20 protein-coding genes are annotated in these 17,257 nt (G+C 70.3%); 16 read left to right on the plus strand and 4 right to left on the minus strand.

Annotated elements, in window-relative coordinates; all coding sequences use genetic code 11:
• The first annotated feature begins 3 nt into the window (after positions 1–3).
• A complete protein-coding gene (locus KMS84_RS19145; RefSeq protein ID WP_256917472.1) occupies positions 4–843 on the plus strand; it encodes a DUF1932 domain-containing protein in 840 nt (279 codons plus the stop codon).
• 7 nt (positions 844–850) lie between these two features.
• Here KMS84_RS19145 and KMS84_RS19150 read toward each other — a convergent pair whose 3' ends face one another.
• The 4 genes from KMS84_RS19150 to KMS84_RS19165 all read right to left on the minus strand — a co-directional run bounded on the left by KMS84_RS19150 (position 851) and on the right by KMS84_RS19165 (position 4,038).
• Positions 851–1,420: a phosphotransferase-like protein gene (locus KMS84_RS19150; protein ID WP_256917473.1), complete on the minus strand. Its 570-nt coding sequence runs from the start codon at positions 1,418–1,420 to the stop codon at positions 851–853.
• A complete protein-coding gene (locus tag KMS84_RS19155) occupies positions 1,417–2,454 on the minus strand; it encodes an AAA family ATPase (RefSeq protein WP_256917474.1) in 1,038 nt (345 codons plus the stop codon). Before KMS84_RS19155 ends, KMS84_RS19150 begins: the two co-directional genes overlap by 4 nt.
• Before the next feature lie 264 nt (positions 2,455–2,718).
• Positions 2,719–3,483, minus strand: coding sequence for a GntR family transcriptional regulator (locus KMS84_RS19160; RefSeq protein WP_256917475.1), 765 nt, complete (start codon positions 3,481–3,483; stop codon positions 2,719–2,721).
• Between the two features lie 3 nt (positions 3,484–3,486).
• Entirely contained in the window at positions 3,487–4,038 is a 552-nt protein-coding gene (locus KMS84_RS19165) for a UTRA domain-containing protein (protein ID WP_285893697.1), read from the minus strand.
• Positions 4,039–4,422: 384 nt separating this feature from the next.
• Between KMS84_RS19165 and KMS84_RS19170 the strand changes: the two genes are divergently transcribed.
• The 15 genes from KMS84_RS19170 to KMS84_RS19240 all read left to right on the plus strand — a co-directional run bounded on the left by KMS84_RS19170 (position 4,423) and on the right by KMS84_RS19240 (position 16,928).
• Entirely contained in the window at positions 4,423–5,265 is an 843-nt protein-coding gene (locus KMS84_RS19170) for a hypothetical protein (protein ID WP_256917477.1), read from the plus strand.
• Positions 5,266–5,419: 154 nt separating this feature from the next.
• Complete coding sequence (locus tag KMS84_RS19175; RefSeq protein WP_256917478.1) at positions 5,420–5,629, plus strand: hypothetical protein; 210 nt, start codon at positions 5,420–5,422, stop codon at positions 5,627–5,629.
• A gap of 253 nt (positions 5,630–5,882) precedes the next feature.
• Positions 5,883–6,191: a WhiB family transcriptional regulator gene (locus KMS84_RS19180; protein WP_256917479.1), complete on the plus strand. Its 309-nt coding sequence runs from the start codon at positions 5,883–5,885 to the stop codon at positions 6,189–6,191.
• A 156-nt stretch (positions 6,192–6,347) separates the two neighbouring features.
• Positions 6,348–6,593: a hypothetical protein gene (locus tag KMS84_RS19185; protein WP_256917480.1), complete on the plus strand. Its 246-nt coding sequence runs from the start codon at positions 6,348–6,350 to the stop codon at positions 6,591–6,593.
• Between the two features lie 178 nt (positions 6,594–6,771).
• The gene (locus KMS84_RS19190; RefSeq protein WP_256917481.1) at positions 6,772–7,011 is read left to right on the plus strand and encodes a DUF5999 family protein; all 240 of its coding nucleotides are present in this window, start codon (positions 6,772–6,774) and stop codon (positions 7,009–7,011) included.
• 106 nt (positions 7,012–7,117) lie between these two features.
• A complete protein-coding gene (locus tag KMS84_RS19195) occupies positions 7,118–7,501 on the plus strand; it encodes a hypothetical protein (protein ID WP_256917482.1) in 384 nt (127 codons plus the stop codon).
• 140 nt (positions 7,502–7,641) lie between these two features.
• On the plus strand, positions 7,642–8,019 hold the full coding sequence (locus KMS84_RS19200; RefSeq protein WP_256917483.1) for a hypothetical protein: 378 nt from the start codon (positions 7,642–7,644) through the stop codon (positions 8,017–8,019).
• 55 nt (positions 8,020–8,074) lie between these two features.
• A complete protein-coding gene (locus KMS84_RS19205) occupies positions 8,075–10,285 on the plus strand; it encodes a coiled-coil domain-containing protein (protein WP_256917484.1) in 2,211 nt (736 codons plus the stop codon).
• A gap of 125 nt (positions 10,286–10,410) precedes the next feature.
• Positions 10,411–10,902, plus strand: coding sequence for a hypothetical protein (locus KMS84_RS19210; RefSeq protein WP_256917485.1), 492 nt, complete (start codon positions 10,411–10,413; stop codon positions 10,900–10,902).
• Complete coding sequence (locus KMS84_RS19215; RefSeq protein ID WP_256917486.1) at positions 10,899–11,135, plus strand: hypothetical protein; 237 nt, start codon at positions 10,899–10,901, stop codon at positions 11,133–11,135. Before KMS84_RS19210 ends, KMS84_RS19215 begins: the two co-directional genes overlap by 4 nt.
• A gap of 152 nt (positions 11,136–11,287) precedes the next feature.
• Complete coding sequence (locus KMS84_RS19220) at positions 11,288–13,414, plus strand: ATP/GTP-binding protein (RefSeq protein ID WP_256917487.1); 2,127 nt, start codon at positions 11,288–11,290, stop codon at positions 13,412–13,414.
• A gap of 15 nt (positions 13,415–13,429) precedes the next feature.
• The gene (locus tag KMS84_RS19225) at positions 13,430–13,843 is read left to right on the plus strand and encodes a conjugal transfer protein TraB (RefSeq protein WP_256917488.1); all 414 of its coding nucleotides are present in this window, start codon (positions 13,430–13,432) and stop codon (positions 13,841–13,843) included.
• A 93-nt stretch (positions 13,844–13,936) separates the two neighbouring features.
• Complete coding sequence (locus KMS84_RS19230) at positions 13,937–16,048, plus strand: chromosome segregation protein ParM (protein ID WP_256917489.1); 2,112 nt, start codon at positions 13,937–13,939, stop codon at positions 16,046–16,048.
• A 75-nt stretch (positions 16,049–16,123) separates the two neighbouring features.
• Entirely contained in the window at positions 16,124–16,312 is a 189-nt protein-coding gene (locus KMS84_RS19235) for a hypothetical protein (RefSeq protein ID WP_256917490.1), read from the plus strand.
• A 64-nt stretch (positions 16,313–16,376) separates the two neighbouring features.
• A complete protein-coding gene (locus KMS84_RS19240; RefSeq protein ID WP_256917491.1) occupies positions 16,377–16,928 on the plus strand; it encodes a DUF6197 family protein in 552 nt (183 codons plus the stop codon).
• Positions 16,929–17,257: the final 329 nt, after the last annotated feature.

The following is a 17,257-nucleotide window of genomic DNA, read 5'->3' on the forward strand; positions in this document are numbered from 1 at the left end:
ACCGTGGACCAGCCGACCATCGGGATCCTCCACCCCGGCAGCATGGGCGCAGCCGTCGCCGCCTGCGCCGCGGCGAACGCGGCCGCGGTCCTGTGGTGCGAGGCCGGGCGCAGCACCGCCTCCGCGGCGCGCGCTGCCCAGTTCCACCTGACGCCCATGGCCACGCTGGCGGAGCTGCTGGACCCCAGCGACATCGTCATCGCCCTCTGCCCGCCGGCCGCAGCCGAGGACCTGGCCCGCGAGGTCGCCGCGCACCGCTTCACCGGGGTGTACGTGGAGGCGAACGCCATCAATCCCGAGCGGGTGCAGCGGATCGCCGAGCTGCTCGAACCCGGCGCGACTGTCGTGGACGGCGGAGTCGTCGGCTCCCCGCCGGTCGGCGGCAAGACACCGACGCTGTACTTGTCCGGCCCGGCCTCCGCGACCGGCCGCGTCGAGGCGCTGTTCGCGGGCACCGCCGTCCGGACCGCGGTGCTGGGCACGGAGGTCGGGAAGGCGTCCGCGCTGAAGCTCGCGTACGCGAGCTTCCAGAAGACCAGTCGGGTCCTGGTGGCGCTCGCGGTCGGCATGGCGCGCGAGCATGGCGTCGACCAGGAGCTCCTCGAGGTCGCCTCGCGGCGCACCGACTCGTACCTCGCCGAACCGCAGTACGTTGCCAAAACCGCCGCGCGTGCCTGGCGCTGGGGCCCGGAGTTGGAGGAGGCCGCCGACACCCTCGCGGCCGCCGGCCTTCCGCCGGAGATGCTGCGCGCGGCCGCGTCCACGTTGGCACGGTGGCACGACGTCAAGGACGACAGCGAGCTCACGCTCACCGACGCCCTGGACCGACTCGCCCAGCCGTAGCCGACGCTCATGCTGACGCTGCTCCCGCCCGCTGCGCCAGCAACTGGTCGATGAGCCGTGCCGCATCCTGCGGGGACGCTTCCGTGGTGTCGATCGTCAGATCCCAGGCCATGCTCGGGTGTGTGTCCAGGTCCTCGCGGGTCGCGTCCCACGCCGCCAGACGCGCCGCGGTGTCGCTGTCGCCGCGTCCCACCGACCGCTGCTCGGTCGTCTCGCGAGAGCACCACAGCAGCACCGCCGACCAGTCAGCCGGGTAGCCGTTGACCAGCGCGCGGACCCCGTCGACCTGCCCGAGGTGCACCACGGGCACCCCGGCCGCGAACGTGGCGTCGACGCCGGGCCGGTCGATCGCGTACGTATTGCCGTACCGGGAGTTCGCGTAGAGGACGTCGCCCGCGGCCTCCAGTTCGTGCAGCTGCTCTGCCGTGCCCAGCCGGTAGCCGGCCGACTTGCCCGACCCGACCTTGAGCCGCGCGAACTGGGCGTACTTGGTGTCCAGTTCGCTGAGCGCCGTGGTGACGGTGTCCTTGCCCGAGGCCGGCGGGCCGTACAGGATCACGCCCTGCTTCGGGGTCACGCGTACATCGCCCCCATCGCCTGCCGGGCCTGGTCCGCGAGCGTCACCGCGGTGCCCAACCGGTTGTCCACCACTAGGTGCGGCACCGCCGGGCGCAGCTCCAGGTCGATGAGCGCCATGTACTCGTCCCAGCGCGCCAGCTTCCATGCGTCCCGGGCTGCGGATCGGAAGCCGATGTACTCGCGCATCGACTCTTCGTCGCAACGCACCCACACGGGGAAGACGTCGACCCCCATTGAGCCCGCGCGGTTGGTAAGGCGCTGCATCCAGGCCGGGTCCGTCATCTCGGCAATGAACGGCGCGGTGAGCACGGTGGAGATGCCGCACTTGATGTTGGCCATTGCCGACTGCATCAGGCAGTCGTACTCCACCGGCCGCACCTGCTCGCGGTAGAGGTCGGTGTGCCGGTCGTTTGCGTCGCCGCCCAGGGCGACCAGGAGGCGTTCCACGAGCGGGCGGGTGAGCGGGTCCTTGTCGAGCAGCGGCCAGCCGGTCAACTGGACGAAGAAGCGGGCGAGCTCGGTTTTGCCGCTGCCAGCGAAACCGCCGACCAGGATGAGCACGGGACGGTGTGGGTCGCCGCCGGTGTGCCGACGCTTCCACGCGTCGATGATCCGCTGCTGCAGGTCGAAGTGGTCGGCCTCGTCCGAGCCGGGCGCGATGCGGTGAATGGCGCGCTCAACAGCCAGGACGTGTGATCCGTTGAGGCGGTCGTCCAGCGGTGTGAGCTTGAAGGAGGACTCCTCCCCGGGCAGGGCCGCACGGAATCCCAAGTCAGGCTCGGTGGCCCGGTAGAGGAGGCAGTAGGCCCGCCGATAGTGGGGTCCGGGGAAGACCTCGCCCTGCTCGTGCTGCCACAGCGTCTGAGGATTCGCGGCGGGGATGCCCTTGAGCTTGGCCTGTTCGGCAACCGCCCGGAGGCGCTCGCCGGCCTTCTCCAGAGTCAGACCGTGAGCCTCACGCTGCTCGCGCAACCGGTCTGGCCGCCACCCCGCTCGCTGCTTCCCCACCCTCTGCCCCTCCGTCATCTTCATGGCCGCGAGCCTAGAGCTCGGGCCCCAAATCCCGTGTGTACGTGGATGTTGAAAACCCGTGTACGGGAAGGTGCACGGGCTTCGACAAGCCTCTGTGATGTTCCAACCCTGCCGCCCCCGCTGTGATTGGCCCCACAAAAGCGACGCGTTGAGGGGGCACAGACGGTGGAACGATCGAGCGTCACATCAGACTACTGCCTTAAGTCGCTCACACTTAAGGATTCGGGCGAAGGTTCAGAGCGGCAAGGCCGGGAGGGAGCGCCGTCAGGGAACCTTGACGGTGTATCGCATTCGGTACCGGTGGGCGGCCTTGACCAGCAGAGAGACTTCGATCGGACGCTCGTTGTTCGAGTGCACAACGCGGAACGTCATCATCACCGGCATGTCCTTTGGCAGCTCAAGGGCGACCACCTCTTCCTCGGTAGGGATCTCCGAGGAGACCTCATCGACAAACGAGACGGGCGGGTAGCCGAGACCGGCGAGCAGGGTTGGGGTGCCACCCTTGATCTTTCGGCGCTCCATCATGGCCGTCCCCTCCGCCAGCTCAAGCGGGTAGTACGACCGTGTCAGCTCCGTGGGCTCGTCGTCCAGGAACAAGATCTGCTTACGAAGCAGAGCCCGGCCGTCGTCGTCGAGGTCGAGGGCCTGACGAACCTCGTATGGCGGCGTAACGGTCTCGACCTCCAACAAGGTCACGGAGCCCCGCTGCGAGCGCTTCTCCGCCTCGCTGATCCAGCGGTACGGCTGCCCCTCGCCCGCCGGAGGCATGTAGACCTCGGGTGCAATGGATCGCTGGGTGCCGCCCTGCACGAAGACGCCTTTGCCTGGCTGGCCGATCAGGAGCTGCTCCTCCTTGAGCATCTGCAGCGCCTTCTGCACCGTGGTGCCGGCGACGCCGTACTCCTCCATCAGGGCTGGCGTCGAAGGCAGCTGATCGCCAGGGCGCAGGTCCCCACGCGTGATCTGCCGCCGCAGTCGTGCCGCGATCTTCTGGTGAGCCGACCTTGGGTCTGTGAACGGCCTCGTCATCCCTCAGCTCGCCTCCTTCCTCTGTCGGTAACGGAGGTGCCGCGTCATCGTCATGACGCTTACCTCCACCGGCTCTCCGGCGATGGACCTGGTGAAGCGCGTCAAGACCAGAACGGGCGCACCCGGTTGCAAGCCCAGCGACTCGCACTGGCTGGGGGAGGCGATTTTGGCGGCCACATCCTCAAGAGGGCTGTCTTCCGGGGTGAACCCCATGCTCGCCAGAAGCGTGACGGCGCCGCCACGAATCTTTCCGGCCCGGGCGAGCTGGGTGCCGCGCGCGACGTGCACCGGGTAGTAGGAGTCCGCAAGCTCGATCGGCTTGCCATCAAGCAGGATCAGTCGGCGGCGAACCACCGCCTTCTCCTCCGGGCCTATACCGAAGAAGTCGCGCACGGCAGCCGGGGGGTCAACCTCTTCCGCTGCGAGCAGCCGCTGGGTACCGCGGCGCCCCCGCGCAGCGGCCTCCGAACTCCAGGCATCTCGTTCCCCCTCTCGGCGCGGCGCGAGGTACGGCTGGGCGTCCCCGATCCACGTGTCATCGCTGCTCACGCTCATTCCTCTCAGCCAGCCGGCCTGTGCCAGAACCCTAATGCTCTGCGACTTGAACCAGTACGGTGAACCGTAACCCTTGCCACCTTAAGGCTTATGGCCTTATGGTCTCATACAGGTCGACCCGGAAGGGACAGACCGCCGGAAGGCGCTCGTTCCGTCAGGGACGGATTGCCTTGCACCACTGCATGACCAGTCGCCACTTCGGTGGCCTCGGGGAGTCTGAGGCAACTAACTCCTCCCCGTGTCCGTGACTGCTGTTTGAACTGTCGCAGCGCGTATGCGTTGTCGGTCCGTCAGGACGCCCGGATCTTCCGGTGGGTGCTGGCGTGGCCGAGAGGGCACCCGCGACGCCATACCCGACCCGCCTGCTTCGTGAGGAGTTTCCCCATGACCGCATCCGTCCGTGAGCGTGAGGTCCAGACCGTCAGCCAGGAGCGCAAGCGCCGGACGCGGTCCCGCACGATCAGCCACCTTGACCCGATCGTCGTCTCCAAGCTCCCGGCGCACGAGTACGACCTCGATCCCGCCTGCATCTCCCTGGTGTGCCCGTCGTGCCGCACGTGGGTTCCGATCCGCGTCGCCGACACGGAGCGGGCCACGGCCAAGCTGGTTCCCCACCACACCGAGCAGGCCGGCACCGAAGACCCGGTCCGCTGCCCCGGCAGCCACCGCCTGGTCACGATCAACGTCACCGTCGCCACGTGGTCCCGCCGCCTGGAGGAGGGCATCTCGGAGACCAACGGCCGCCGCGCCGACCGCGTCATCCGCAAGCCCCAGCCGATGCCCACCCCGGCTGTCATGCAGATCGTCGGTGGCCTCGTCGACGACAAGACGGCCCGCAAGCTGCACGAGGCTCACGTCAAGAGCTGCACGATCTGCTCCGCCACCGCCCCCCGGTGCACGGACGGCCGTCGGCTCGCCCACCTTGCCGCCCACACCCAGCGGACCGCACCCCTTCGCCGCCAGAGGCAGACGCGGCAGGAGGAGCAGGCCGACAAGCGCGCCTGGGCGCTGCGTCTCCTGCACGACCAGCAGTGGGAGAGGGTGGCCGACCCGGTCCACAAGACCGACCAGCAGCGCGTCCGCGACGTCCTGACCGCGCTGCGCAAGACGCTCAACGCCCCGACCAAGCCCGGCGCCCGGCCGCTCACCACGTGGGAGCGGGCCGACCTCCAGACCACGATCGCGGTCCTGGAACGGCAAGAGAAGGACCTCACCCACCGCTGGTAGACGCTGGACGAACGACCACGGCCGGTCACCCCGACGAAACGGGGTGACCGGCCGTGGCTGCTCGTACAAGCAGTCACTTCCCAAATGGGGAGCGATCTCGACAGCCCATGGGATTGCAGCCCTCGGACTGTCCAGGACCTGACTGGAGGACCTGATGCCCAGCATGACACGCACCATCCCCGCCCCGTCGAACGGCCTCTACGACGACATGGAGGACGAGGACAACCGCCGCGGCCCGGAGCCGGATGAGTTCGACGCCTTCCACCGTCTGGTGCGCCACCTGGTGGCCGACGGCGACGTCCGGGCGGCGAAGGCCGGCCGCCGTGCCCGCCGCACCCTCTCCGAGATGGCGACAGTCCGGTGAACGCCGTCCTCAGCCTGACCGACGCGGAGCGCGATGAGCTCTCGCGTAAGAACGCTGAGCAGAACAAGCGGTCGGAGAACAACCGCCGCTGACCAATCCCCCGGCATTGCCCGTCGTCCCCGCGCCCTCACGGGCGGGCCCGACGAAGAGCACCGGCACTCCTTCATCGCGGCCGTCCGGCCGCCAACACACGAACAGCCCCGGGGCGGCTACCCCGGGGCTGTCTTCGCTCTGGACCTTCTGGGAGGCCCTGATGAATCGCAACTCCATCGTACGCACCGCCTACGCCCCCGACGCCGACCTGCCCGTCAACACCAACTGGCGCGAGCACGGCACCTGCCGGCAGGAGGACCCCGATCTGTTCTTCCCCATCGGCAACACCGGCCCCGCGCTCCTGCAGATCGACGAGGCCAAAGCGGTGTGTCGAAGGTGCCCCGTGATGGAGCGCTGCGCCTCCTGGGCGCTGGAGATGGGCGAGGCCCACGGCGTGTGGGGCGGCATGAGCGAAGCCGACCGCCGCCGCATCAAGCGCCGCGCCACCCGCAACCGCACCGCCGCCTGACCGCCTGCAGAAGGCAACAGGCGCGCTACCGCACCCCTTTTGTTCCAGCAGCCACGCGCTGCCCAGTCGCTCACCGTGCCTGCTTCGGCGGTCCGGTGAGCGGTGGAGAGCGCGGAGGACCATCCCGCTCCACCACCCACCCCGGCAGGAGAGCTCATGGAATCCCTGATCAATCACCAGTTCTTCGGCGCGACCCCGGCGACCCGCTACACCGTCGCCGGGCTGAGCTCAGAGGAGGCGTACCGCCTGATCGGCGCGAACACGCTGGCCGGCTTCGAGCCGGTCGTGCACACCCGGACCGCGAAGGGCGAGCAGCTGCGCACCCGGGACGGCAACCTCCTCACCGTCGTCGCGCTGCACGGCACGAAGGTGATGAGCGCGCTCGAGTTCGTCCAGGTCTGAAACGTCGCGTCGCCGTCGAGCGCGCCGACGCCTGACCGCTGGACGGGAACGGCGGGCAAGTTCTGGCCCGCCTCGCAGCACTGCCATCGACCGGCCGCCCGCACGGCGGGCGGCCGGCCTTTCGCACGTCTCCAGCCCGGGAAAGCCTCGGGCTCCCTTCCCCCCTCCGGGAGAGCTCATGGACCTCACCGCCCCGACCGTCACCGGCACCCGACTGCCGGACTCGCTGTGCACGCACACCCCGAAGTGCCCGACGGCCGCCAGCCCGGACCGCGAGGCCGCGCACGTCATGGCCGCCCACCCGGAGCAGGGCTGGAGCCTGCTGTGCAACGGCCTGGTGCTCTTCGAGGACACCGGCGAGCTGCTCCCCGACGGCCGGGTCATTGCCCCGCACCGGCCTCTCGTGGCCACGGCCTGACGGCTGCCTGATCCGCCCGCACCGACCGCCGGACCCTGGCGGCCGGGTCGGGCGGTGACGGGGAGCCGGACAGCCCGGACCAGCTGATCGATGTTGGGAGTTCCTCATGACCCTGGACATGTCCAGTTACGGCGAGAGCCGCTGGGTGAAGACCCACCCGAACCACGTCTACACCTTCGGAGCGCTCGAACCGCTGCTCAGCATCCTCGACGTGCGCGGTTTTCCGCTGCACAACCTGTTCTTGATGGGCATGGACACCGACTGGGGCTCGATCTTGTTCCCCACCGAGTCCCGCGCCCAGAACGCGGCGGCCGCCCTCGAACCCGCCTATGCGACGCGGGTCTACCTCTTCGCCACCCACGAAGGCGAAAGCGTGTGGGCGACCGACTACACCCGCCGCGCTCTGGACGGCACCCTGTCCGGCTTCATCACCAGCCTCACGCTCAAGGATGGCCGCCAGGTCATCAAGGACGGCCGCTGGGTGCGCTGATGCGCGCCGGCCTGACGACTGCCTGATCCGCCCGCACCGACCGCCGAACGTTCCGGCGAGCCGGGTCGGGCGGTGACGGGGAGCCGGACAGCCCCGGACCCACCGGCCTCCGGCCGGTGCACGCGATGTGAGGAGAGCACATGACCCAGCCCCAGCAGGCCGTACAACCGAAGGTCACCTACACCAGGGGCGACTTGGTCCTGTTCCGCGACGTCGAACGGTTCTGGCTCGGTCTGCCGGGCCACACCTTCGTCGGACGGGTGGAGCGGTCCTGGACGAACGGTCACAGCGGAAAGATCCTCTACGACCTGACGGAGCTGAGCGGCAACCGAGCCCGCGCCGGGATCGACCCCGCCTACATGCGGCTGCTCCCGCCGGCCGACGCGATGCACGACATCGACACCGCGCCGCTGAGCGAGCCGGAAACCGGGGCGATGACCCCGGCCGCCGTCGCCTGGCTGCGCCAGCAGCACGCGACCGCCAACCAGCGGCCGGAGCTGTCCGCCCAGCGCGACTGATCGAACCACCCGTGAACCGCCGCCCCCCAGCGGCATCTACCTGGAAGGAGGCGGCGTGGCCGCCACTCGAACCCGGAACAAGAGGCCCACCGCCCGCAAGAAGCCGGCGGCATCCCGTCCGACTCCGCAGCCCACCGCCTCCCCCACCCCCGACGCTCCCAAGACCCCGGCCGGGACCACGCAGACGGCGGCGGAGGTGGACCTCGAGGCGCTGGCCCGCGTCGCGGACGCCCGGGACCGGGCCGCCGACGTCATCGACACTGCACGCGAGCAGGCCGCCGCCCTCCAGGCGGAAGCCGAGACGGCGGCCGCGCGCACCGTCGCCGACACGCACGAGAAGGTCACCGCGCTGATGACCGAGGCGCAGACCCGCGCCGCGGACATCACCGCCGACGCCGACCAGGAGGCCACCGCCCAGCGCGCGGCGGCGAAGAACGACCTGGAGGCGGCGCGCGGCGAGGCGGACCGGCTCCTGGCGGAGGCCCACGACCGTGCCGAGACCCTCGTCAAGGAGGCCCGCGCGCAGGTCGCCGATCTGACCGAGCTGGTCACCACCGACCGTGAGGCGACCGGCAAGGCGGTTGCCGAGCTGCGGCGTCTGGCGGAGACCGACCTCACCGAGATCAGCGCCCTGGTCGACCAGCGCCGCACCGAGGCCAGCCAGATCCTCGCCCGCGCCCAGGAGCAGGCCGACGCCCTGGTGGCCGCTGCGCAGCGCGAGGTTGACCAGGCCCGTGAGCGGTTCGCACAGCTCGCGGCGACGGCAGCTGAACACTATGCCGGCCGCCGGGCGGAGGCGGAGGCGCTGTACGCGGACGCGGTCCAGGCCGCCGCCGAACGGCGCCGCGAGGCCGACGCTCACGTCGCCGCCGTGAGCGCTGAAGCGGAGAAGGCCCGCACCGAGCTGCGCACCGAGCTGCGCCAGCTGGGCGAGAAGTTCGACACCGAGGCTGCCGCCAAACGCCAGACCCTGGCCGACGAACTCGCCGGGCTCAAAACGGCGTGCGACAGGCAGCGTGAGCGGCTGCGGGAGGAAGCTAAGACCTTCGCGGCGCAACTACGCGAGACCGCCCAGAAGGAAGCGAGTCGCATCACCACGGAGGCGGAGCGCAAGGCGAAGGGCATCACCGAGCGGGCGCAAGCGGATGAGGCCCGCGCCCGCCGGCTGCTCGAAGAGGCCCGGGAGGCGAAGCGGGCCAACTCCCGCTTCCACGGCTGGCAGCAGAACCTCAGCCGCAAGGCGTGGAAGACGGCCCCATGGATCGCGCTGGGCGCCGGCGTCGGTCTTGCCGCCTCGGGAGAGTACGAGCTGGCCCGCATGGTCGGCATCAACCAGTACGTTGCTCCGCTGCTGCCGGTGTCGATCGACGTCTACTGCGTCACCGCGTTCCGGGCCAAGCAGGACATCCCGTACGCGCTCGCATTGATGGCGTCGGCGAATGTGGTCTTCCACCTGTCGGAGCAGGCGCACCTCGTGCCCGAGGGACAGTCTGCTCCGTGGTGGCTGACGACGTTCGTCGTGCTGATCTTCGTGGCCGTCATCTGGCGCGTCCACACGCTCATGCACGACGACGGGACGGACGGACACGGCAGTACGGACGCTGCGGGCGTCCGTACCGGTACGGACAGCGGAAACGGAACGCCCGCCCGTACAGGTACGCACCGGCGTACAGACGGTACGGACACCGTGCCGTCCGGCCGTACAGGGGCAGCCAGCCCCGACCTGTACGCCGCTCACGGCTCGGTACGGCCGGATGCTGCGGGCCCCGGACGGGACGGTACAGACCCTGTACACACCGCCACCCACCCGCCGCACGGTGACGGAACCAAAGCGGTGCTGACCAGGGCGTACAGCCACCGTACAGACGGCGTACATACCCCCTCGCAGGAGGCGGCGCGTACAGGTACGGCGACTGCGGGGCGTACCGGTACGGCCAGCGCGGCCGTACAGGGACGCACCGGCGCTATCAGCGTCTGTACACACTCCGGCGGCGACGGTGTTCCGGGGGCCCGTACAGGTACGGACGCCGCTTCCCCTCCCGCAACCGGAACCAGCGGTACGGCGGGTGCTGACCGTCCCGGTACGCCTGTACGGACAGACGAGGAACTCCTGCCGCTCGTACAGAACCTGCCGCGCGGCGAGGACGGGTTCGTGACCCTCTACCAGGTCCGCAACCAGCTCTCCGTCAACCACAACCGCGCGGTGCGCCTGCTCTCCAAGGCCGGCCTGCTGCGCCCCGAGGACGCGGACAAGCACCTCGGCTGATCCACCGTCCGGCACACACCAGTGAGGGCCAGCCCGCGCGAATCGGGCTGGCCCTCCGCTGCGACTGCCGGAAGCAGTCAACAGCCCCCCGAGTACAGCAGATCCGACCCCCATGGAGGGACCCCGTGAGCACCGAAGACAAGCCCTTCTTCGACGACCCGAACGCGGCGCTGCGCGAGATCGCGCGGAACCCCGCCGCCTACGCGCACTACCTCGCGGACTTCCACCGGGTCGTGCTGGACATGCAGGCCAAGCTGGAGATCCTCCAGCGCGAGACCCGCGTTCACTGCCGCGGAACCCGCGTGGAGGGCGACAAGATGGGCCAGGCTTTCCTGCGCTCCTTCCCGGTGGAAAAGTCCCTGAACGACATTCTCAAGAACCTCAAGAACGCCACTGCGGGAATGGAAAGGAGCGCCCATAAGCGCCACGCCCACGACGAGAAAGTGAAGGAGGTGACGAAGCAGCGAAAGGAAAAGGCGCAGCTCAAGGCGCGCAAGAGTAATCCGCCGCTCCAGGCTGCCCCGCAGAACTCGGTGCAGCAGGGTGTGCAGAGCCCGAATGTGGGCTATGGTGGTCCCACGTCGATTTACAACCTGGACCGCAGGGAGTCGGCGTGAGTGCAGGTCGCCCGCTCACGAAAGTCGAGCGGAAGAAGTTCAACCGTGCAGAACACGAGCGGAAAATCAAGCAAGAGATGATCGCTCAGCACGGTGAGGAACTCGGCACTTTCTACGCCTGGCTCCGAGTGGTGAATATCCGGGGCACGCAGGCTTACCGCGGCGGGGACACGGCGTTCATCCGTGATGTCGTGCTCGCTCTGCAGAACGTCCACAGCCGTCACTCCGGCTAGCCGCTCGCGTCTCGTCACGAAGGGCCGTCTCCGATCCCGGGGGCGGCCCTTCGGCGATCCCACCGCGTGCCGCGCGTGTCGCGTGCCGCGCGTGGCGCGCACGCGCGTACGCGAGGCCGGTGCCGACTGTCAAGCCCAGGAGGAGGGGCCGCGTGTCCGACGACACCGACAGCAACGTGATCAACCTCCCCGCCCGCGGCGGCGATTCCGGAGAAATGCCGGAAGCCCCCGACGGCGGGGATCTCTTTTACTCCGAACCGCCCGACAGTGGTTCAGGCAGTGTTGTCCCTCCGGAGTCCCCGGCGGAGACCACAATGGAACTCCCAGTTATCCGAGGCCCCATTTCCCCGGAAACTGCTTTGCGGGAGACGGGAATGCCCGGCGTACCGGATTCCGGCGACGGCGAATTTGAGGAAGGCGAATATGTCCAGCCTCGGTCTCTCGCGGACCGGCTGGGTGACTGGCTGGAATACCGGCTGGAAGTGGCGCGGGACCGGCACGCTGGTGAAGCGCCGTTCCGTGAGGCGGAGATAGCGCGTAAGGCCGCGCTTTTGAAGGCCCGCACCGCGCAGGAAACTGCGCTGATGGAGCAGAACGCCAAGCTTCATACAGCGGAGATGAAGGCGAAAGCCGACAAGGCGGAAGCGCGCGGCAAGGCCGACGCGGCACGCTCCTCCAGCTCCGGCTTGGGCGGCGACAAGGGCGGCCGTTCGAAGGCCGGTGGCGGGGGTGGCTCACGTTCGGGCGGCGGCAGCTCCGGCGGCGCTGGACGGGGCTCCGGGGGCGGCAACTCCCCCAAGAGGGACGGGAAGGGCCCTGATCGCTCCGCTGGCGGCCGTGGGGGCGGCCCGAAGGGCAATGAGTCCTCCGGTGGTCCCAAAGGCCGTCAGAACGGCTCTGGCAACTCCGGCACAGGCAAGGGCCGTTCCGGGGACGGCAAGGGCGGCTCGAAGGGCGACGGCGCCACGTCGAAGGACTCGCCGGCCGCCACCCCGAAGGCGGAACGGGCTCGCGGCCGCCAGGAGCGTGCCGCTGCCCGGCAGGCGGCTCGCCAGCAGCGGCGCGCCGCCGACCAGGCCGCGAACCTCGCCGACCGCAGCAAGGACCGTGATCAAGGCCGCGCCAACCGGCAGGCGGAGCGGGAGCAGCGCCGCGCGGCGAAAGAAGAGCGGAAGGCTGCAAGGAAGGACAAGCGGGAGGCCGCCAAGGCCGCCGACGACCGCACCACCCTCGGTGCGGCCCTGGGGGAGGAAGCGCAGCGCCGCTGGGACAAACGCCGCGCAGCCGAGAAGGACAAGGACTCCACCGGCGACAAGGACGCCAAGGACTCCGAGGCCGCGACCGAGAAGATGCCCAAGGACGGCCCTGAATCGTCATCTGACGACCCGAAGGACGGCTCCGCGGCCAAGGATCCGGGCGCCGGTGGGAAGGGCGGCGCAAAGCCATCCGACGCCTCCGGTGACAAGGCTGCGAAGGGCGGCACCGCAACGGAGGACAGCCCCAAGGCCGACGACGTCCCGCCCGGCACCTACGAGGAGGAGGACGACGACGGCCCGTCAGAGCGTGTGTGGTGGCAACGCAGCCGGCGTCGCGGGCGCAGCGCCCGCTCCACGGAAAGCCCGTTCGGCCCCGATCCGACCCAGCCCACGGCTGAGTGGGCCGATGGCCGTCCGCACCGGTTCGACCCGCAGCCCCAGACCGTGCCGGACATCCACGATGCCCCCGTCGTCCATGACGACGGTGACCCGTTGGGCTGGCATGCCGCACGCCGTGCGGGACTGCCTCCCGCATCCGAATCACATCTGAAGCGTCCTGGCACCAGCCGGCCCACTGCACAGCAGGAGGACTTTGTGGCATCGCAGGTCAGCAAGCCCGCAGGGGGCCAGACCGGCATGGCGGCCAAGCACCGCACCGACATCACCTTCGGCGAGTACCTGACGGACATCGTGAACATCGCGATCGCCGCCGCACTCGACAAGGACCGCGCCCAGGGCCTGGCCCTCGCGCTGGGCAAGGTGGCCGACGCTCTGCGGGACATGGCCACCGACCTGAGCGGCGACCACAACATCACCACCGAGGTCGTCGACCAGATCACGGACCTGGCCGACGCCGCGACCCGTATGAAGCAGCTCGCCGAACGCTGCGCCACCGAGTGCGAGACCGCCTCGGAGGCCGCCCGCCTCGCCGCCGTATCGGTCGGCCGCACCTACGGCGAGGACATCGCGGCCATGGACGACGCCGGCCTGGCCAACGCCTCCGCCGCAGCCCACCACGACTAGAAAGGCAGGGCCGCCATGAGCGACCTCACGCCCCACGCCAACGGCGCCGCTGCCCGCACAGACGGCGACAACCGCTACAAGGCCATCCAGGACAAGCTCAAGACCCTCGGCACGGCCATGGAGCTCGCGGGCAACGAACTCGAGCAGCTGCTGCGCGGCATGCGCATGAACGCCCAGCGCTCCGAGGGCCTGGCCGCCGACATCGCCAACGCCGAACTCGACCGAAAGTTCGTCGAGATGACCAACCAGGTGTCCCTCGCCCTCGGCGGCGCCGCCGTCGAAGTCCGGAAGCTACACGAGACGGCGCAGGAGGTGTCCGGCCTGGCCACAGCCGCGCAGCGCAGGCACGCGCAGCTGTATGAGGGCCTGGACGCGGTCCGCTCCGGACGCAAGGAGCGCACCCCCAAGCCCGGCTTCTTCGCCCGCTAGCCCGCCCGCTAGCTCTCAACCCACCGACGTCCCTGATGGGCGGCCCGCCACCGAGGCGGGCCGCCCATCGCCGTCCCCGAAAGGAACATCTCCGTGTCCGTGCCGCGTAGCGTCGCCCTGGAGCGCACCCTCTACACCCTGACCGCCCCGGTCCTCGCCGCGGCCCCGAACCTCTCCCCCGACAGCCCCGTCAACACGGTCGTGCAGCTGGCGGGCGCCGCCGGCGTCGGCGGCTGGGTCCTGGCCGCCAAGAGCGACGAGTCCGGCGCGGGCCGCAAGATCCTGCGCTGGTCGCCGCTCGTGCTCGCCGCAGCCGTCGACATCGCCGCGAAGAACACGATCGACTGGGGCCCCTACTGCCTGGACGCCCTGCTCGCCGCCGGATGGGCCGCGGCCGGCCTGCTGGTGCTGCCGCTCTCCCGGCACACCCGCCGCCGCCACCGCCCCGCACTCGCCGCACCGGTCCCCGCGCCGCAGGTCCAGCCGGCTCCCGAGCCGTCTGTTGCGCAGCCGGACGACGGCGCGGACGCCTTCACCCGGCAGGTGCGCTGGCTGTGGGAGAACCGCGGCATGCCCGGCCGCACCATCGTCGTCACGGCGGAAGCACACCAGGGCACGCGACACGACCTGTCGCTGCTGCTGCGCGCCGCCGAAGCGGGCCGGGCCATCTCTGGTCTGCGCGAGGAGGACGTCGCCGCCGCGTTCGGTGTGGACGCCACCGACGTGCGGATCGAGGAGGTGGTGCGCCAGCCTGGGCGTGAGGGCGGCCCCGGCTGGAAGCACGTCCACGTCACTCCCGATGCCAATGACCGGCGCCGCAAGGCCCCCACCGCCCACGAGTGGTGGGCCGACCGGATCGCGAGCGGCCCGGTGCCCGGCTCCCAGTTCGTCAAGGAGGTCCGCGACCACGCCCGCAAGGTCACCCACTACATCGCCCAAGTCCCCGACGAGATGGGCGAGCCGCGCGTCAACAGCCACGCCCTGGCGGCCGCGCTGAAGACCAAGTACGACGAAGGCAGGCTGTTCGTCACCGTCGACGGCAGCCAGATCCTGGTCTCCCTGTGGGACAGCTCGCCGCTGGCGCAGATCTTCCCCGCCACGCGGGAGCTGCTCACCCCGGACAAGGACGGCCGGTGGGTGACCGGCTACCTGGGCAACGGCCAGCCAGCCCGCAACCGCGTCTACACCGACCGGGGCGCCGCCCACGGCCTGTTCGTCGCCCCGTCCGGCGGCGGCAAAACCCAGCTGATGGGCCTGCACGTCGCCGCCGACGCCCTGTTCGGCGCCGTGGTCTGGCTGGCGGCGGAAGCCCCGGACGAGAAGGCCGCCAAGTTGGGCGAGTACACCGACCGCTACGGCATCGGCGCGCTCTACATGATCCGGCTGCTGCGGGCGCTGGACGCGCTGATGGAGATCCGCGGCGAGATGCCGTGGGAGGACGGACGGGTCTACGACTGGGACCCGAACCTGCCGGGCTGCCCCTACCGGATGCTGTCCGCCTACCTGGATGAGTTCCTCTCCGCCGCCCGCCACGGCGATTACGGCGCGGAGATCATGGACCTTGCCGAGAAGGTGTCGGTCAAGGGCCGCAAGTACGGCATCGGCATCAAGGTGGCTGGCCAGTCCATCTACGTGCAGGACGGTTTCACGCAGCTGCTGTGCGAGAACCTCCGGGAGAACTGCATCCCGGTCGTGCTGAAAGTGGCGCCCAAGAAGGTCGGCGACATGTTCAAGGCACTCGGCATCCCGCCCGAGCACACGCCCGACCCGCTCCCCCGCTCCTTCTCCCAGGAAGAGGCGGGCCGGATCGAGCGGGTGATGCGCGGCGAGCCCGAGCCGCCCGCCAACTCCAACACCGGCGGTGCCGGCTGGATCGTCGAAGCCAAGCAGCCCGAGGTCCTGCGCACCCTGTTCATGGACTTCAAGAACGGCCTCGACGACTACTTCCCCGACACCATCGCCACCCTCACCGACTACGAGATCCGCGAGCTCGAAGCGCGGGACCTGTGGTTCGACTGGACCGAGCCGCCCCGGCCCGGCGAGTTCGGCGACGAACCGGACGACGACGAGGACGGCGACGACGACGCGCCCAGGAAGGGCGGCGGCGGCCCGCGACGCGGCGGCGGAAAGTCCGCTGCGCGCCGCGACGCGGTCACCTCCCCCCGCCAGGCGCTGGAGGCCATCAAGAACCTCTCCGGCGTCTGACCCCAACCCGCTCCACCCCCGCAGGGCCCGGCCATCCGGCCGGGCCCTGCCCACACCTGGAAGGACACACCGTCCGTGGCCGTATCCATCTCCGCTGTCGTCCTGCTCGGCATCGTTGTTTTCGTCCTCATCCGGGGCGGCTACGTACGCCCCGGACCCGCCCTGGCCTGTGGCCTGTTCGGCTTCTTCCTCGCCTCCACCGGCGCCGCACCGCTGATCACGAGTGCGATCAGCACCGTCACCGGCTGGATCTCCAGCATCTGACCCCGCCCCGGCCGCAGACGTCGAAGCCTCCCACCCGGCGGCTTCGACGCCCCCAGGAGCTCCGATGCCCCACACCCACCCAACCCCCGCCATGAACCAGGCCGCCCCGGCCGCCGCGCAGCCCGCGCCGCCGACGGCGCTGTCCCTCGAGGAACGCCTGGCGTTCATCAGCGCGGCGATGACCGTGCGGCTCGACGAAGCGAAGGTCGCCTACGAGGTCAACACGGCGCACATCGACACCGAGCCCGTGGACCTGGCCGACGTCGTCACCGTCCCGCTGACCCCGACGCTCCAGCCACCGCCACAGTCCTCCCCGACCCCGGTCGCGGCTCTTCTGCAGCGCGCTCACCACCGGCTGCTCACCGGCGGCTGGTGCAAGGACGTCCTGGTCGACGAGGACGGCGCCCGCTGCATGCTCGGGGCCATCCGGATCGAGGCCCGCGGCGACAGCGGCCTCGAAGCCGACGCGGCCTCCGTGCTCCTGGACGCGATCCGCCGCAAGTTCGGCGACCACGTCGACTCCGTGCCCGCCTTCAACGACGCACACGGATCGGCCCGCACCCCGCTCCGCATGGTCGACCAGGCCGCCAGCCTCGCCGACGCCCGCGGCCTGTAAGGCCCCGCCTGGCCACGGTGGTCAGTCGGCTGGGGTCCAGGTAGTCCGGCACCCGGTACTTCTGCGCCCACCACTTCCAGCCTCTTCACCCTTCACCGCTGACCCGCCGCCCTGCCCGGCCCTCGCCCCTGCCCCACTGCGGGCGAGGACCGGGCAGGCCGACCGGCCGCACTCCTCACTCCTTCCGCCCCGTCGACGGCCCTTCCGCCGGCGGGGCGCATCACTGCCCGCCATCACCCCTGTTGGAGGACACCCGTGCTCATTCCCCGCCCGCGCCGCCGGATCGGCCGGCCCCGCCCGCAGCGCCCCGGCCCCCGCTATCCCCAGCG

Source organism: Streptomyces hilarionis (assembly GCF_024539675.1).
GTDB classification, from domain to species: domain Bacteria; phylum Actinomycetota; class Actinomycetes; order Streptomycetales; family Streptomycetaceae; genus Streptomyces; species Streptomyces hilarionis.

Coding starts and splice junctions, on each gene's coding strand:
- KMS84_RS19155 (WP_256917474.1), bottom strand. CDS start 2,454: ATGAAGATGACGGAGGGGCAGAGGGTGGGGAAGCAGCGAGCGGGGTGG.
- KMS84_RS19160 (WP_256917475.1), bottom strand. CDS start 3,483: ATGACGAGGCCGTTCACAGACCCAAGGTCGGCTCACCAGAAGATCGCG.
- KMS84_RS19165 (WP_285893697.1), bottom strand. CDS start 4,038: ATGAGCGTGAGCAGCGATGACACGTGGATCGGGGACGCCCAGCCGTAC.
- KMS84_RS19170 (WP_256917477.1), top strand. CDS start 4,423: ATGACCGCATCCGTCCGTGAGCGTGAGGTCCAGACCGTCAGCCAGGAG.
- KMS84_RS19175 (WP_256917478.1), top strand. CDS start 5,420: ATGCCCAGCATGACACGCACCATCCCCGCCCCGTCGAACGGCCTCTAC.
- KMS84_RS19180 (WP_256917479.1), top strand. CDS start 5,883: ATGAATCGCAACTCCATCGTACGCACCGCCTACGCCCCCGACGCCGAC.
- KMS84_RS19185 (WP_256917480.1), top strand. CDS start 6,348: ATGGAATCCCTGATCAATCACCAGTTCTTCGGCGCGACCCCGGCGACC.
- KMS84_RS19190 (WP_256917481.1), top strand. CDS start 6,772: ATGGACCTCACCGCCCCGACCGTCACCGGCACCCGACTGCCGGACTCG.
- KMS84_RS19195 (WP_256917482.1), top strand. CDS start 7,118: ATGACCCTGGACATGTCCAGTTACGGCGAGAGCCGCTGGGTGAAGACC.
- KMS84_RS19200 (WP_256917483.1), top strand. CDS start 7,642: ATGACCCAGCCCCAGCAGGCCGTACAACCGAAGGTCACCTACACCAGG.
- KMS84_RS19225 (WP_256917488.1), top strand. CDS start 13,430: ATGAGCGACCTCACGCCCCACGCCAACGGCGCCGCTGCCCGCACAGAC.
- KMS84_RS19240 (WP_256917491.1), top strand. CDS start 16,377: ATGCCCCACACCCACCCAACCCCCGCCATGAACCAGGCCGCCCCGGCC.